At 68.6% G+C, this 15,387-nt stretch carries 17 protein-coding genes; 8 read left to right on the top strand and 9 right to left on the bottom strand.

What is annotated here, in order from left to right; all coding sequences use genetic code 11:
* Positions 1-74: 74 nt before the first annotated feature.
* Positions 75-542, bottom strand: a complete 468-nt coding sequence (locus tag ACWEOI_RS34605) for a carboxymuconolactone decarboxylase family protein (protein WP_452362299.1) — start codon at positions 540-542, stop codon at positions 75-77.
* Positions 543-890: 348 nt separating this feature from the next.
* Here ACWEOI_RS34605 and ACWEOI_RS34610 point away from each other — a divergent pair, with 348 nt between their 5' ends.
* Positions 891-1,667 carry an ElyC/SanA/YdcF family protein gene (locus tag ACWEOI_RS34610; protein WP_433666834.1) on the top strand — a complete coding sequence of 259 codons (777 nt, stop codon included), beginning with the start codon at positions 891-893 and terminating at the stop codon, positions 1,665-1,667.
* 64 nt (positions 1,668-1,731) lie between these two features.
* Here the strand turns inward: ACWEOI_RS34610 and ACWEOI_RS34615 are convergent, their stop codons facing one another.
* Genes ACWEOI_RS34615 through ACWEOI_RS34635 form a run of 5 tightly spaced genes read right to left on the bottom strand, consistent with a single transcriptional unit; the run spans position 1,732 to position 6,782 of the window.
* On the bottom strand, positions 1,732-2,184 hold the full coding sequence (locus ACWEOI_RS34615; protein ID WP_433666835.1) for a MaoC family dehydratase: 453 nt from the start codon (positions 2,182-2,184) through the stop codon (positions 1,732-1,734).
* 11 nt (positions 2,185-2,195) lie between these two features.
* Positions 2,196-3,680: a long-chain-fatty-acid--CoA ligase gene (locus ACWEOI_RS34620; protein ID WP_452362300.1), complete on the bottom strand. Its 1,485-nt coding sequence runs from the start codon at positions 3,678-3,680 to the stop codon at positions 2,196-2,198.
* Positions 3,681-4,838, bottom strand: coding sequence for an acyl-CoA dehydrogenase family protein (locus ACWEOI_RS34625; RefSeq protein ID WP_433666837.1), 1,158 nt, complete (start codon positions 4,836-4,838; stop codon positions 3,681-3,683). It abuts the gene before it with no gap.
* Positions 4,839-4,855: 17 nt separating this feature from the next.
* Positions 4,856-5,605, bottom strand: a complete 750-nt coding sequence (gene fabG, locus ACWEOI_RS34630) for a 3-oxoacyl-ACP reductase FabG (RefSeq protein ID WP_452362301.1) — start codon at positions 5,603-5,605, stop codon at positions 4,856-4,858.
* Between the two features lie 25 nt (positions 5,606-5,630).
* Positions 5,631-6,782, bottom strand: coding sequence for an acyl-CoA dehydrogenase family protein (locus tag ACWEOI_RS34635; RefSeq protein WP_452362302.1), 1,152 nt, complete (start codon positions 6,780-6,782; stop codon positions 5,631-5,633).
* A gap of 141 nt (positions 6,783-6,923) precedes the next feature.
* On the opposite strand from ACWEOI_RS34635, the gene ACWEOI_RS34640 reads away from it, so the two are divergent.
* Together ACWEOI_RS34640 and ACWEOI_RS34645 are read left to right on the top strand one after the other, a co-directional pair.
* On the top strand, positions 6,924-7,571 hold the full coding sequence (locus ACWEOI_RS34640; RefSeq protein ID WP_433666840.1) for a TetR family transcriptional regulator: 648 nt from the start codon (positions 6,924-6,926) through the stop codon (positions 7,569-7,571).
* 81 nt (positions 7,572-7,652) lie between these two features.
* Positions 7,653-8,732 carry an alkaline phosphatase family protein gene (locus tag ACWEOI_RS34645; protein WP_433666841.1) on the top strand — a complete coding sequence of 360 codons (1,080 nt, stop codon included), beginning with the start codon at positions 7,653-7,655 and terminating at the stop codon, positions 8,730-8,732.
* A gap of 67 nt (positions 8,733-8,799) precedes the next feature.
* Here ACWEOI_RS34645 and ACWEOI_RS34650 read toward each other — a convergent pair whose 3' ends face one another.
* Positions 8,800-9,402, bottom strand: coding sequence for a dihydrofolate reductase family protein (locus ACWEOI_RS34650; protein ID WP_452362303.1), 603 nt, complete (start codon positions 9,400-9,402; stop codon positions 8,800-8,802).
* Positions 9,403-9,605: 203 nt separating this feature from the next.
* Between ACWEOI_RS34650 and ACWEOI_RS34655 the strand changes: the two genes are divergently transcribed.
* From ACWEOI_RS34655 to ACWEOI_RS34665, 3 genes are all read left to right on the top strand, one after another.
* Entirely contained in the window at positions 9,606-9,749 is a 144-nt protein-coding gene (locus ACWEOI_RS34655) for a hypothetical protein (RefSeq protein WP_379278321.1), read from the top strand.
* Between the two features lie 255 nt (positions 9,750-10,004).
* Positions 10,005-10,508 (top strand): DUF2231 domain-containing protein, encoded by a 504-nt coding sequence (locus tag ACWEOI_RS34660; protein ID WP_452362304.1) that lies wholly within the window; start codon positions 10,005-10,007, stop codon positions 10,506-10,508.
* A gap of 34 nt (positions 10,509-10,542) precedes the next feature.
* A complete protein-coding gene (locus tag ACWEOI_RS34665) occupies positions 10,543-10,986 on the top strand; it encodes a hypothetical protein (RefSeq protein ID WP_433666845.1) in 444 nt (147 codons plus the stop codon).
* 8 nt (positions 10,987-10,994) lie between these two features.
* Here ACWEOI_RS34665 and ACWEOI_RS34670 read toward each other — a convergent pair whose 3' ends face one another.
* Entirely contained in the window at positions 10,995-11,984 is a 990-nt protein-coding gene (locus tag ACWEOI_RS34670) for an SDR family NAD(P)-dependent oxidoreductase (RefSeq protein WP_452362305.1), read from the bottom strand.
* Between the two features lie 131 nt (positions 11,985-12,115).
* Between ACWEOI_RS34670 and ACWEOI_RS34675 the strand changes: the two genes are divergently transcribed.
* Together ACWEOI_RS34675 and ACWEOI_RS34680 are read left to right on the top strand one after the other, a co-directional pair.
* Positions 12,116-13,285 carry a sensor histidine kinase gene (locus tag ACWEOI_RS34675; RefSeq protein WP_452362306.1) on the top strand — a complete coding sequence of 390 codons (1,170 nt, stop codon included), beginning with the start codon at positions 12,116-12,118 and terminating at the stop codon, positions 13,283-13,285.
* On the top strand, positions 13,282-13,932 hold the full coding sequence (locus ACWEOI_RS34680; protein ID WP_452362307.1) for a response regulator: 651 nt from the start codon (positions 13,282-13,284) through the stop codon (positions 13,930-13,932). Before ACWEOI_RS34675 ends, ACWEOI_RS34680 begins: the two co-directional genes overlap by 4 nt.
* Before the next feature lie 60 nt (positions 13,933-13,992).
* On the opposite strand, the gene ACWEOI_RS34685 is transcribed toward ACWEOI_RS34680, so the two are convergent.
* The gene (locus ACWEOI_RS34685; protein ID WP_452362308.1) at positions 13,993-15,345 is read right to left on the bottom strand and encodes a TIGR03118 family protein; all 1,353 of its coding nucleotides are present in this window, start codon (positions 15,343-15,345) and stop codon (positions 13,993-13,995) included.
* Between the last annotated feature and the right edge of the window lie 42 nt (positions 15,346-15,387).

A 15,387-nucleotide genomic window follows, 5' to 3' on the forward strand; every position in this document is an offset into this window, starting at 1 on the left:
GGGCGTCGGTGGCGACAAGGACAGTAACCGCCCGCCGCGGAAATCGGTATCGAATTTCCGCGGCGGGTGGGCGGTCACCACTGGCCGGGGGTGTATTCGCCGCCCAGTTGCCCGGAGATGACGTTGAGGCGGTTCCAGGCGTTGATGGTGGCGATGAGGGAGATCAGGGCGCCGATCTGGTCGTCGTCGTAGTGCTTGCGGACCTGGGCCCAGGTGTCGTCGGAGATGGCGGTGGAGGTGTCGGCCAGGCGGGTGCCTTCCTCGGTGAGGGCCAGGGCGGCGCGCTCGGGGTCGGTGAAGACGGTGGATTCGCGCCAGGCCGCGATCATGGCCAGGCGGACGGGGGTCTCACCGGCGTGGGCGGCGTCCTTGGTGTGCATGTCCAGGCACATGCCGCAGTTGTTGATCTGCGAGGCGCGGATCTTGACGAGTTCCTGGGTGGCCTTGGGGAGGCTGGAGTCGTCGATGACGCGGGCGGCGGTGACGATGCGCTTGCTGAACTTGGCGGCGATCTCGTTCTCGTACAGGGCGAAGCGGGTCATCGTTCTCTCTTTTCTGGTGGGTGTTCGTTGGCTTCATGAGGTTGACGATGTGGCCCGCACAGGTGTGACATCGCCTCGCGTGTGAGGCCGGTCACCCCCGGAAAGAGGGGTCTGGCGCGAAAAGTGAATCTGGATTTCACCAATTCGCCTCCGCGCGGCGCGATCCCACGCGATCATGAATCGGTAGATTGTGAACCGACCGGTAGTCACATCCCGGCTACCTAGGGGGTTGCGATGCTCGAATCAGGCAGACACCGCCGCGTCTCGTCCGCGAGCCAATGGCAGTGGGTTGTTCCGCAGCTGCGGCGCACCCCGCCCGGCCGACATCATCGGCAGACACCGAACACCTTGCGCACCAAAACCTTACAGGCGCTGCTCCCCGGAGCGACGGTCGTCGCCCTGGCGGCGGTGTCGACCCCGGCGCACGCCGAGGCGGTGAACCCGCCTCCCGCCGATTCACCCGCCCCGCCGCTCGCAGACTCGGGCACCCAGCCATCGGCCGAGTGGGAGGCGCCGCAACAGGTCGCCTCGGAGACCCGGCTAATACCGGGCGACTCGGCGGACCGGCCGCCGCAGGTCGATCCGGTGTTCGGCCTGTCCCAGGACCTGCCGGAGGCCTTCGACGCGGTCAAGTCGATCAATATTCCGGGCATGGATCTGCCGGGCCTGGATCTGCCCGCGCTGTTCACCCCCGACACCGCGATCGTGGTGCTCGGCTACGGCCTGCTCGCCGACGGCCAGATGCGCCCGGAGCTCATGGCCCGCCTCTCCGCGGGCTACGTCTCGGCGCTGCTGTCGCCGCAAGCCCCGGTCATCGTGACCGGCGGCAATCCGCAGAACGGCGTCACCGAGGCCGATGCCATGGCCGACTGGCTGGTCGAGCGCGGCATCGACCGCAATCGCATCCACACCGAGACCAAGGCGAATTCGACGGTCCAGAACGCCGCCTTCTCGGCGCATCTGATGGATGTCATCGGCGCGCACGCCGCGATCCTGATCACCTCCGCCGATCACATCGCGCGGGCGCTGACGAATTTCCGGGCTGCCGGAATCTCGGTGGTGGCCACCCTGACCCCGGATTCCGCGCCGCTGTCGGCGCAGCCGTTCGGGCCGGGCGCGAAGTAGGCCGGTACGGAACTCGAAGGCCCGCCGATCGATTCGATCGGCGGGCCTTCGGCGTGCGATGGGCTCAGGCGAGGTAGCGGGCGATGCTCTCGGCGACGCAGGCGGGCTTGTCCGCGCCCTCGATCTCGACGGTCATGGTGCGCACGGCCTGCACACCGCCGGGAATATCGGTGACGGTGTCGAGGGTGAGCCGTCCGCGAATGCGGCTGTCGACCAGCACCGGATTGATGAAGCGAACCTTGTCGAGCCCGTAGTTGATCGCCATGTTCGCCGCGCTGACGGTCATGATCTGCCCGGTCATCGGCACCACCAGCGACAAGGTGAGGAACCCGTGGGCGATGGTGCGCCCGTAGGGTCCGGCGGCGGCGCGGGCGGCGTCGACGTGGATCCACTGGTGGTCGTCGGTGGCGTCGGCGAAGGTGTCGATGCGCTGCTGGTCGACGGTGATCCAGTCGCTGACACCGAGTTCGGTTCCGGCGGCGGCCCGCAGTGCGTCGAAGTCGCTGAAGTCGATCATGGTCCTGCCCTTCAGAGGTATCGCTGCTTCAATTCGCGCTTGAGGATCTTGTGGGTCGGCCCCATCGGCAACTCGGTGACGAACTCGACGCGACGCGGGTACTTGTACCGGGCCACATGCTCTTTCGCGTACTCGATGACGTCCTCGGCGGTGAGTGGTCCCGACGGCACGACGACCGCGAGGATCTCCTCGCCGTAGTTCTCGTCCGGTACCCCGATCACCGCGACCTGCGAGATGTCCGGGTGCCGCAGCAGCGCGGCCTCGACCTCGGTCGGGTACACGTTGAACCCGCCGCGGATGATCATCTCCTTGATCCGGTCCACGATCCGCAGGTAGCCGTCCTCGTCCTTGACGCCGAGGTCGCCGGTGCGGAACCAGCCGTCCACCATGACTTCCGCGGTGGCGTCGGGTCGTCCGGTGTAGCCGCCGAACACATTGTGGCCGCGGATCACGACCTCGCCGATGGTGCCGGCGGGTTGCAGGTCGATGCGTTCGCGGACGGCGGCGTCGGCGATCTCGACGTCGACGCCCCACACCGGGTGCCCGACGGTGCCGGTCTCGGGGCCGAGCAGCGGCTGGTTCACCGTTGCGGTGGGCGAGGTTTCGGACAACCCGTAGCCCTCGAGGATGTGCGCGCCGAACACCTTCTCGAACTCTTCGATGATGACCGGCGGCATGGCCGCGCCGCCGCTGATGCACAGCCGCAGCGCGGGCAGCGTGGTCGCGGTCGCCGCGGCCTCGAGCAGCCCGTGGTACATGGTGGGCACGCCGTGGAAGGTGTTGACGTTCTCGGCGACCATGAGCTCGATGGCCTGTGCCGCATCGAATCTCGGCATGAGGACCAGGGTCGCGCCGAGCCGCCAGTGCGAGTTCATGGACACGGTCTGCCCGAACACGTGGAACAGCGGCAGCGCGCCCAGCGCGATGTCCTCACGTTTGACCTCGTTGGCGTCGAAGGCGTTGACCGTCGCGCACATGACCATATTGAGGTGGCTGAGTTCCGCGCCTTTGGGGCGGCCGGTGGTGCCGCTGGTGTAGAACACGACGGCGGTGTCGAGCGGACTGCGGGCCACGAACGCCGGGATCGCTTCCCCGGTCAGCTCTTTCGGGTTCACGCAGGGGATTCCGGCGCGGCTCGCCGCCTCCTGGCCGACGGCCTCGACCATCGGATGGCACACCATCACCGTGGCCCCGCTGTCGCGCAGCACGTATTCGGCCTCGTCGGCGGTGAGCAGCAGATGCACCGGCACCACGATCGCGCCCGCCGCCAGGATGGCGAAGTACGCGCGCGGGAAGTCCGCGGTATTGGGTCCCATGAGCGCGACCCGGTCCCCCGGCCGGACCCCGAGTTCGATGAGGGCCCCGGCCTGTTCGCGCGCCTGCCGCCACAGTTCGCGGAAGGTGATGCGCTGTTCGCCCTCGATGAGGGCGAGTTGGTCGGGCCGCCGCCACGCCGGTTCGGCGAGGATGCTGGCCAGGGACAGGGTCGCGTTCATCTACAGCCCCATGTCCTTCGCGATGATCATCTTCATGACTTCGCTGGTGCCGCCGTAGATCCGGTTGACGCGGTTGTCGGCGTAGAGGCGGGCGACCGGGTATTCATTGATGAACCCGTACCCGCCGTGCAGCTGCAGGCAGCGGTCGATGACCCGGTGGGCGACCTCGGTGCAGAACAGCTTGGCCGACGCGGCGTCCGCGGCGGTCAGGGTGCCGGCGTCGAGGGCTTCCAGCGCCCGGTCGACCACGGCTTCGGCGGCGTCCACCTCGGCCTGGCAGGCGGCGAGCTCGAACTTGGTGTTCTGGAAGCTGGCGACCGGCTGCCCGAAGACATTGCGCTGCTGGGTGTATTCCTTGGCGAACCGAATCGCGGATTTGGCCTGCGCGTACGCGCCGACGGCGATGGACAGCCGCTCCTGCGGGAGGTTCTGGCCGAGGTAGGAGAAGCCCTTGTGCTCCTCGCCGAGCAGATCCTCGACCGGCACCCGCACGTCGGTGAAGTTGAGTTCGGCGGTGTCGGAGACCTTCAGGCCCAGCTTGTCGAGCTTGCGGCCGACACTGTACCCGGCGGACGTGGTGTCCACCACGAACAGCGAGATGCCGTGGCGGCGATCGTGCTCGGCGGGCGCGGCGGTGCGGGCGCACACGATCACCCGGTCGGCGAGCACACCACCGGTGATGAAGGTCTTGGACCCGTTCAGCACGTAGTGCGTGCCGTCCTCGGAAAGCTTTGCCGTGGTGCGCATTCCGGCGAGGTCGGAGCCGGTGCCGGGTTCGGTCATGGCGATGGCGAACATGATCTCGCCGGTGACGAAGCCGGGCAGCCAGCGCTGCTTCTGCTCCGCGGTGGCCAGGTTCTTGATGTAGGGCAGGCACAGACCCACGTGCACCCCGGAACCGCCGAACGACACCGCCGCCCGCGCGCACTCCTCCATCAGAATGGCCTGGAACTTGAACGATTCGATGCCCGCGCCGCCGTACTCCTCGGGCACCTCGATGCCGAAGACGCCGAGTTCGCCCAGCTTGTAGTAGAAGTCGCGGGGCGCGATCCCGGCGGCGTACCACTCCTCGTAGACCGGCACGACCTCCGATTCGATGAAGGCGCGCACGGTCTCGCGGAAGGCGTCGTGGTCTTTGTCGAAAACTGTTCTCTGCATGGAAATCTCTCTCGCGATTAGAGGCGACGGCCGCCGTCGACGTAGATGGTCTGCCCGGTGACGAACGAGGCGTCGTCGGAGACCAGGAACGACACCACGTTGGCGATGTCGGCGGGCTCACCCACGCGGCGCAGCGGCGTGATCTTGGCGGCCTCGGCGCGGAACTCCTCGGGCGAGACGCCGACGCGGGCGGCGGTGGCGTCGGTCATCTCGGTGACGATGAATCCGGGCGCGACGGCGTTCACATTGATGCCGAACGGCCCCAATTCCATGGCGAGCGTGCGGGTCAGGCCCTGGATGCCCATCTTGGCGGCCGAGTAGTTGGCCTGCCCGCGGGCGCCGAGCGCGGACACGCTGGAGGTGTTCACGATCTTGCCGGACTTCTGCTTCACCATGTACTTCTGCGCCTCGCGGGTGCACAGGAAGGCGCCCTTGAGGTGCACGGACATGACCAGATCCCAGTCGTCGACCGACATCTTGAACAGCAGGTTGTCGCGCAGCACGCCGGCGTTGTTGACCAGCACGTCCACCGAGCCCAGTTCCGCGGCGACGCGTTCGAACGCGGCGGCGACCTGGGCCTCGTCGGTGACGTTGCAGCCCACCGCGATCGCGGTCCCGCCCGCGGCGGCGATGGCGTCCACGGCGTCCTTGCAGGCGGCTTCGTCGAGATCGACGATGGCGACGGCGAATCCGTCGGCGGCCAGGCGGGCCGCGGTGCCCGCGCCGATTCCGCGGGCGGCGCCGGTGACGACTGCGACTTTCGACATCTTGGGTATCTCCCTGGGTGAGTGGTCAGTTGAAGGCGTTCACGCCGGTGAGGGCGCGGCCGATGAGCAGTTTCTGGATTTGGCTGGTGCCCTCGTAGAGGGTGAGGACACGGGCGTCGCGCAGGTACTTCGCGACCGGGTACTCGTCGATGTAGCCGTAGCCGCCGAACACCTGGATGGCATTGTTGGCGGCCTTCACCGCGGCCTCGCTGGCGAAGAGTTTGGCGACCGAGGCCTCGGTGCCGAACGGCTTGCCCTTCTCCACCAGGTCCGCGACCCGCCAGGTGAGCAGCCGCGCCGCCTCCACGTCGACGGCGATGTCCGAGATGAGTTCCTGGACCAGCTGATACGCGGCGATCGGCTTGCCGAACTGCTCGCGCTGCCCGGCGTATTTCACCGACTCCTCGAGGCAGCCGCGCGCGACGCCGACGCATCCGGCGGCCACACCCATGCGGCCCTTGTCGAGGGCGGCCATGGCGATCTTGAAGCCCTGGCCGAGGTCACCGAGCCGATTGGCGTCGGGCACCCGGACCTGGTCGAGAACCAGTTCGGCGGTGGCCTGGCCGCGCAGCCCGAGCTTGCCCTTGATCTCGGTGCGGGTGAAACCGGGTGCGTCCGTGGGCACCAGGAACGCGGTGACGCCCTTGGGTCCGGGCCCGCCGGTGCGCGCGAAGATGATGGCGACATCGGCCCAGGTGCCGTTGGTGATGAAGATCTTGGTGCCGGACAGCAGCCAATCGTCGCCGTCGGCAACGGCTTTGGTGATCAGGCTGCCCGCGTCCGAGCCGGTGCCGGGTTCGGTGAGCCCGAAGCAGCCCAGCGCCTGCCCGGCGCACAGCCGCGGCAGCCATTCCCGTTTCTGCGCCTCGGTCCCGTAGGTCTTGATCGACTTCGACACCAGGCCCAGGGACACCGACACGATGCCGCGCACCGAGCTGTCGCCGCGGCCGAGTTCCTCGAGCAGCAGGCAGTAGTCCAGGGCGGTGCCGCCGGAGCCGCCGTACTCCTCGGGGATCTCGATGCCGAGGAAGCCCATGTCGCCGAGTTTGCCGACGATGGCGGTGTCCACCGATTCGGCCCGGTCCCACGCGGCGGCGTACGGGACGACTTCCTTGTCGACCCAGGCGCGGGCCAGTTCGCGTAGTTCGCGCTGCGACTCGCCGAGTTCGAAGTCCATGGTTGCGATAGCTCCTAACCAAACGTTGTTAGGTTTATGACTCGAAGTTATCCTAACAGTGTTCGGTTTATCAAGGACCGGGTGTTAAATTCGACGTCCGCCGGTGTCGCACCGGCCGATCGACCGCAGGAGGTGAGCCCGATGGCCCGGCCGAAAGTGCCGTTGCTGAGCCGCGAACGCATTCGCGACGCGGCCCTGACCCTGATCGACCGTGACGGGCTCGGCGAGCTCTCCATGCGCAAGCTGGCCGCCGAACTGGGCGTGCAGGCGGCCTCGCTCTACACCCACTACCCCACCAAGGACGCGGTGCTCGACGACATCGCGGGCGGTCTGATGGCCCGCGTCGACGTCTCGGCGTTCGATCAGGGCTGGCGGGTCGGCCTCACCCACTGGGCGCACTCCTATCGCGACGCCCTGGTCCGGCACCCCAACTTCGTGGCCTACCTGGCGGCGGGCCCCGGCACCCGCGACGAGAATCTGCGCGCCGCCGACGCGGTCCATGGCGGTCTGGTCGCCGCGGGCTGGCCGCCGCGCGACGCCACCATGATCGGCGCGGCCACCCGCTATCTGGTCATGGGCGCGACCATGGGTTCCTTCTCGCGCGGCTTCGTCGACGACGTGCAGGTGTATCGGGACCGCTACCCGCATCTCGAGCAGGCGCACCTGCTGCGCGCCAAGGCCGACGAAATCGATGCCGAGAGTTTCGAATTGGCGCTGTCGGCCTTCACCGACGGTCTGCAGTTGCGTTTCGAGGCGATCGAGCAGCAGCGGGCCCGCCGGCGGCGGTAGCCGTTCACTATCAGCGGACCATTTTTGGTCAATTGTCCGAATTTGCTGCGGAAGTGCCGAACCCCCGCTAACCTGCCGCGCATGTCTGGAACTCGTGCATGGGTGGCCGCCGTCGCGCTGGCCGCACTCCCGCTGGCGTCGGCCGCCCCGGCGACGGCCGCTCCCGTGGTGAACAAGGTCGTGGTGATCGGCATCGACGGCACCCTGTGGAGCGAGGTGCAGGCGGCGAACGCGCCGAACCTGGGCCTGCTGGCCGCGCAGGGCACCCTGGCCCGGACCTCGATCGCCCCGCACACCACCATGTCCTGCGTCTCGTGGGCGACGGCGCTGACCGGCGTGTGGGACACCAAGCACGGCATCAAGGACAACGACGCCACCTGCAACCCCACGCCTTTCGCGCAGTATCCGACGGTGTTCACGCAGTTGGAGCGCTACAAGCCGAGTCTGGCGACGGCGTCGCTGGGCACCTGGGACAAGATCGGCATGATCGCGCGGACCGGAAGTCCGGCGGCCGACAAGGTGTCGGTGACGCAGGTCGACCCGACGGGCGCGGGAGTCTGTGAGACGACGGCGGATTCGGTCGCGGCGTCGAAGGTGGTGTCCTCGATCACCGACGACGGCGCCGATTTCACCTTCACCCACCTCGATCAGGTCGACATCGTCGGCCACACGCTGCGCGGGGTGTGGCCGCAGGCCTACCGTGACGCCATCGGCCGGGTGGACACGCTGGTCGGCAATATCACCAAGGCGGTGGACGACCGGGCCCGCACGCACGCCGACGAGCGCTGGACGATCCTGGTGACCACCGATCACGGCCACAAGCCCGAGGGCGGGCACGGCGGTCAGAGCGCCTACGAGACAGCGAGTTTCGTGATCGCGCGCGGCCCCGACTTCACCGCCGGCGCCCAGAACAACGGCTACGCGCTGGCCGACATCACCCCGACGGTGCTGGATCTGCTGGGCGCCCCGGCGGATCCGAACTCCGACGGCCGGTCCATGCGCCTGGGCGGTTCGGGCGATCCCGCCGCGACTCCGCCGAACACGCCCGCCCTCGATTCCGGGCTCACCGGTTCGTCGTCGGGTTCGGCGCAGATGCTGATGGTCAACAACCCGCTGTGCCTGGTGGCCAGCGGCTCGGCCGGTGGCTCCTACGGCAAGTAGGCCGCTCGACATCGAAAAGCCGGTCCCGGGTTCGGTTCCCGGGACCGGCTTTCGCGTCGGTGGGTGATCAGGAGATGAGACCCGCCGCCTCCGCGTATCCCGCGGGCGCGGGCTCCTCGGCCGGCCCGTACACCATGTGCACCACCCCGGTTTTGAACGGCGTGGCCGAGATCAACCGCAGCGGAACCGAATTCCCCTCGTCGAACAGCCGCACACCACCGTTGCGCAGCACCACCGGATGCACCAGCAGATGCAGCTCGTCCACGAGTCCGGCGGCGAGCAGCTGCACCACCACCGACGGCGATCCGCTCATCGCGATGTCCCCGCCGTCTTCCGCCTTGAGCGCCGTGACGCCCTCGACCAGGTCGCCGCGCAGCTGCTCGGAGTTCCGCCACGTGAACTCCAGCTCCTGGTGCGAGACCACGACTTTCCGCATATCGCCGAGCGCCTTCGCGAATCCGGCGTCCTCGCCGCCCGCGGCCTCCCGCTCGGGCCATGCTCCCGCGAACCCTTCATAGGTGGCCCGCCCGAACACCAGGGTGTCCGCCCCGGCGATCTGAGCCGAAACCGCTTCCCCCATCTCGTCATTGAAGTACGGGAAGTGCCAGTCCTGGGGCTCCGCCACGATTCCGTCGAGCGAAATGAACAGTCCCGCCGTTACCTTGCGCATCAGTGTGCTCCTTGCCGATCAGTAGTCGAATGTCTCGCGCGCTTACCTGATACGACGGCGTCCCGGCCCCGAATTCATCGCTCCCCTGCCCAATTCCCCCCGACTCGCCCCCGGGCGCCCCACCACCGCCACCACGCCGCCCATCCCATGGTGCGCCGGTCCCCGCCCCTCATACGGTTGAATCCCGCCTTGTGGAGCCAAACGTGAAGCGACTGCTCTTCATCACCGCCGCGGTCATCCTCGCCGCATCCACCTACACCTACGCCCTCTCCCCCGGCCACTACGGCGCCGGCATCGCCCTGGGCGCCGTCCTCACCCTCTGGTTCGTCGGCAAAGCCATGGACTAGCCCCCACCTCGAGACGTTCGCCGATGTCGATGGCGAGGGCACGCAGCTTGGTGAGGTTGACGCCGTGGTCGTCGCCGTGCCGCTCATCGACGGCGCGGGCCTTGGGTCCTCCAGGGCCGCCAGATCGGCCAGGGCGGCGGTCGGGGTCGGCTCGGAAGCGCTGGTCACGCGAACTCACGATAGCGCCGATCGTGATCTCCGAGCGGGAACGGGTATGCGGCAAGTAGCCCTGTCCGACCTGGTTGGGAGGTTGTCATGACCGCTGATCCCCAGCGGGCGAAGCGTCCGGTGAGTGCGGCGCTGGCCGGGCCCTACGGCCATCCGTTCCATCCGATCCTGGTCACCGTGCCCATCGGGGCGTGGGTGGCGAGCGTGGTCTTCGACCTGGCCTCACATGTGGCGGGAGATCCGGACGCGCTGGCGTACGGCGCGCGGTGGCTGATCGCCATCGGCGTGCTGGGCGCGCTGGCCGCGGCGACCGTCGGGTTCCTGGATTTCCTGGCCATTCCGGCCGGAACCACGGCCTTCCGCATCGGGTTGACGCACCTGAGCCTGAATCTGGCGGTGACCGCGGCGTTCGCCCTGGACTTCTGGTGGCGCGGCTCGCCCGACGGCGCGGTGCCGATCGGCCCGCTGGTGCTGTCGCTGGTCGCGCTGGCGACGTTGTCGGTCTCCGGCTATCTCGGCGGCAAGCTCGCTTACCGCTACGGCGTCCGGGTCGCCGACGAGTCCACCCAGGCGGAGGGTTTCCGCCGCTGAATCCCCATCCCCTCGCATACGACAGGAGTTCGTCATGGCCATCGCGGCACTGATCACCTGGCTGCTCACCGCAACGGGTGGCTTCGTCCTGCTCGGCACCTGGATCGCCAAAGGCGGTGTGCGCGAACCACGTACCAGCCACCTGCCCCCGCCCGTCATCTTCGGCCATTTCCTGCTGGCCGTGATCGGGCTGGTGCTGTGGATCATCTATCTCGTCGTCGATTCCGACGCTCTGGCCTGGGTCGCCTTCGGCTTCCTGGTGCCGGTGGCGGCGCTCGGTTTCGTGATGCTGCTGCGCTGGCTCCCGATCTACCGGGCGTCCCGCGTTGCCGACGCGGAACCGGCTCCGGTGTCGATCCCGGGCCGGGAACCGGCGGAACGGCATTTCCCCGTGCTGGTGGTCGGCGGCCACGGCCTGTTCGCCGTGATCACCGTCGTTCTGGTGCTGCTCACCGCGCTGGGGGTGGGAGCGAGCTGAGGGAATCATCAAGCGTGTGCGGTCTTTCCGCCGTCGATCACCAGTTGCGCGCCGGTGAGGTAGGGGAACTCGGGCGAGGCCAGGGTCAGCGCGAAGGCCGCGATCTCCTCCGGCGTGGCGAGCCTGCCCAGGCCGGGCACATTCGATGCGGCCCACTGCTTCATGGCGACCCGGTACGCGTCGTCGGGTAGGTGGCCGATCGGGCTCGCGTTGCGGACGAGGTCGGTGTCGGTGGTTCCCGGGACCAGGGCGTTGACGCGAATCCCGTGACCCGCGTAGTCCAGTGCCGCGGATTGGACCAGGCCGACGAGACCTCGTTTGCTCGCCGTGTAGGCGGCGCGGCCCGAATCGGTGGCAAGCGCGTTGCTCGACGCGGTGACCACGATCGTTCCGCCGCCGCGGCGGATCAGGTGCGGGATCTCGTATTTCGTGGCCAGGAAGCTGCCGCGCAGGTTGGTGTTCACGACACGGTCGAACTCGTCGGCGGAGTACTCGTGCAGGGGCTTCTGGATGGTGATGCCCGCATTGTTGAACGCGACATCGAGTCCGCCGTAGCGCTGCACCGCGGCGTCGACGAAGTCGCGGACGTCGGATTCGATCAGGACGTCGGCGTGGATGTAGGTGGCTTCGCCTCCCGCCGAGCGGATCTCGCGCTCGACGGCGCGACCCCGGTCGACGCGGCGTCCGCAGAACGCGACGCGCGCGCCCTCGGCGGCGAACAGGCGAGCCGCGGCGGCGCCGATCCCGGAGGTCGCTCCGGTGATCACGACGACCTTGTTCTCGAACCGTCGCGCCGAGGGGCGCAGGTGTGGCGGATTCGCGTCGGCCGCGAGCGCGACTCCGCTCGCGACCCCCGCGGCCGCGCCGGCCACCAGTCCCCCGGCCACCGCACCCAGGACCCGGCGGCGGCTGGGACCCCGCTGTGGTGACTGCGCGTCCGGATCAGAGGACTTACCCGTCTTCGCGTCGTCGTTCGTCGGATTGTCGTTGAGGCTCATGCCTTTCACCCTCGCCGCCGAACCGCCGCGAGGGATCCGACCACGGGCCCCTCCCAATGGCCCGATGTCGGAGAACGATCTCCTCCCTGCGGAGGAATCGCCACGCCCCGCGCGTGCGCCATCATGGGAACGTGGTTGGTTCCTCCGGCGTCACCCGAAGTGCCGAGTCGCTGCTCGGCGAGCGCATGCTGCCGGTCCGCCTCGCCATACTCGCGGTGCCGGCAGCCGGTTGCCTGCTGCTGCTCGGGAACCAGCCGACGGTCTTCGACTGGGCGACAGGCCTTCTCGCGGTGCTGGCGACAGCTCTCGGGGTGCGCCGCCCGATGGCGGCCTCTTTGCTGACGACCGGACTGCTGGTCCTCGGCTTCGAATTCGGCCATACCGGACCGATTGTCGCGAAGGTGGCGGCGGCATTCGCCCTCGCGGAGCTGACCGCTCGCCGCGGCGGCTGGCGCTCATGCCTGGCCGCGGTCGCCTTGGGGGCCGCCTACCTGCTGCATCCGGTCGGCGGAACGGCGGTGATGCTGTATCGCGCGGTGGTGATGGCCGTGTTGCCGTTGTTCATCGGCGGTCTGCTGCGCGCCGCGTGGGCCCACGCCGAACAGTCCGCCCGTGAGGCCGACGCGCTCGAGCAGCGCCGGGCGGGCGAGATCGCCGCAGCCCGGGAATCCGAACGGACCGCCATCGCCCGCGAACTCCACGACCTGATCGCCCATCATGTCTCCTCGACCGTGCTGCGGGTCGGAGTCGCCCGCCACGCGGTACCGGACGCGCCGCCCGTACTCCTCGAGGTCCTCGACGACATCCACGCCACCGGCAAGCAAACCCTCACCGATCTGCGGAAATTGGTGACGATCCTGCGCGATCCGGCAAGTGACGGCGCATCCTTCCTGGCCCCGGCGGACCTGCCCGCCGCGCTCACCGAGACCGTCGAACGCGCCCGCCGTGGCGGCCTGGCCGTGACCACGACCGTGGCCGAGGACATCGCCGCGGTGGACGCCTTGCGCGCACTGACCGTGCTGCGCCTGACCCAGGAAGGGCTGTCCAATGCCGTCAAACATGCCGGACCGGAGACCAGCGTGTGGTTGACCATCTCCGTCGACAGCACCGGCGACCTCGATTTCACCTTGCGGGACAACGGCTCTCCACGACCGGCCCCGTCCCGGCTGCCCGGCGGGGTCGGCCTGATCGGGCTGCGCGAACGCGTCGAGCTGCTGGACGGCCTGTTCGACGCCGGACCGAACGGTTCCGGCTGGCGGATCACCGCCCGTCTCCCCCGGCGCATCGGCGCGGCCGCATGACGATCCGCGTACTCCTCGTCGATGATCAGCAATTGGTCCGCGCGGGCCTGCGCATGCTGTGCCACACCGCCGACGACCTGGAGGTGATCGGCGAGGCTTCCGCCGGTTCGGACGCCGTGCGACTGGCCGCGGACACCACACCCGACGTCATCCTGATGGACTTGCGCATGCCCGGCATGGACGGAATCCGCGCGACCGAACGCATCCTGGCCGCCCGCCCGTCCGCCCGGGTGCTGGCCCTGACCACCTTCGACGACGACGATCACCTGTATCCGGCGCTGGAAGCCGGGGTCTGCGGATTCCTCGTCAAGGACGCCGCTCCCGCCGACCTGCTCGACGGCATCCGCCGCGCCGCGATCGGCGAACGCCCGTTCTCCCCGGACGTCCTGCACCGCTTGGTCGAATCGGCGGTGGCCGCACGCGCCGACGGCGAACTCGACACTCCCCCGGAACTGTTCACGCTGACCCGTCGTGAGGCGGATGTGCTGGCCCTGCTCACCGAGGGCCTGTCCAATGCCGAGATAGCCGCACGCCTGGTCCTGGGCGTCACCACCGTCAAAACCCACGTCACCAACCTGATGGCGAAGACCGGCTCCCCCAACCGGGTCCGCCTCGCCATCTACGGTCTCCGTCACGGCGCGCACTGAGACCCGGAAAGAACTCGGGCCCCGAGCTGAGTTCAGCTCGGGGCCCGTAGGTTTCGTGGCTTACTTCAGCCGCAGGCTGCCGAAGAGGCCTTCCTTCTCGGAGTTCGGCCCGGCGGTGAAGTACAGCGCGTCGGCGTCGCCGAGGCTCTCACCGTTGCCGAACATCAGACCCCACAGGCCGTCGATCTCGGCGGGCTTGCCGTCGGCGTCGCGCAGGTAGTCGACGAACTTGCCGGACTGGTCGTCGAGGGCGAGGATGTGGCCGGCGCCGGCGAAGTTGCCGATCAGCAGCTTGCCGGAGAGCGGTCCGAAGCCCTGCGGGGCGACGACGACGGCCCACGGCGCGTTGAGGCGGCCGTCGGCGTCGATGGTGCGAACCAGCTTGCCGCTCTTGTCGAATTCGGCGACCTGGCCCTTCTTGGCCTTGTTGCCTTCCTTCTTCTCCTGGTCCTTGTCGAGGGAGTCCTCTTCGCCGACCTTGAGCTTGTTCGGGTCGCCGCCCTCGGAGCCGGTGATGGCGTAGGTGACGAACACGCGGTCGCCGATGGTGGCGACGTTGAACGGGGCCGGGTCGCCGACCTTGATCTTCTTGCCCTTGGTGGCGTCGGCCGGGTCGACGGCGTCACCGGTGGCGAAGGGGTTGGCGAAACCGGTGGTGGGCACCAGCTTCCAGTTCTTGTCGAAGGTGCGGACCTGCGGGTCCTTGCCGAAGTCGGCGGCCAGCAGCTTGGTGCCGGACGGGTCGAGGGCGATGCCCTTGAAGTTCATGCCCTGGGCGGTGCCGTCGTATTCGAGGACAGCGGGGCCGTCGTGGCGGACGATCGCGCCGCCCGCGCCCTGCTCGGTCCAGCCGGAGATCTTGCCGGAGTCGGTGGCGAAGATGAATCGCGCGGAGCCGGTGAGCTTCTCGTCCTTGCCGTCGTAGCTGACGGGCTGGTCCTTCACCAGGAAGATGTCGGAGGTGATCGGGGCCGGGTTGAAGACGACGCCGGTGGTCTTGCCCTCGCCCTCGTCGCCGTCCTCGTCCGGGATGGAGTCGGCGCCGGGGATGGTGACCAGCTTGAGCGGGTCCTGGAACATCTTCTGGTACTTGGCGTCCGGGGACTTGGTGACGTCGCCGACGTACTGGAAGGAGTAGCCGCCCGCGCCGACCCAGAAGTGGCCGCCCGCGCCCTTGGGCCGGTCCGCGATGCCCCAGGCGTTGATGAAGTTGGGGTCGGTGAACTGGGCCTTGTCGGATGCCTTGTTGGAGGCGATGTTGACCTGGGCGTAATGGTTGCCGTCGAGGGCCTTGACGTCGTCGGAGTCCGACTTCGTGCTGCCGCACGCCGCCGCCACGACCAGCGCCGCACCCAGCGCGGACACCCGCAGCAGGGTCTTGCGGACCGGGGTACCGCTCGCTCGTCCGTTCATGTCAGTCCTTCCAACGAAACGCCCAGGTTCGGCGTTAGGTGA

It is taken from the genome of Nocardia sp. NPDC004340 (genome assembly GCF_053602575.1).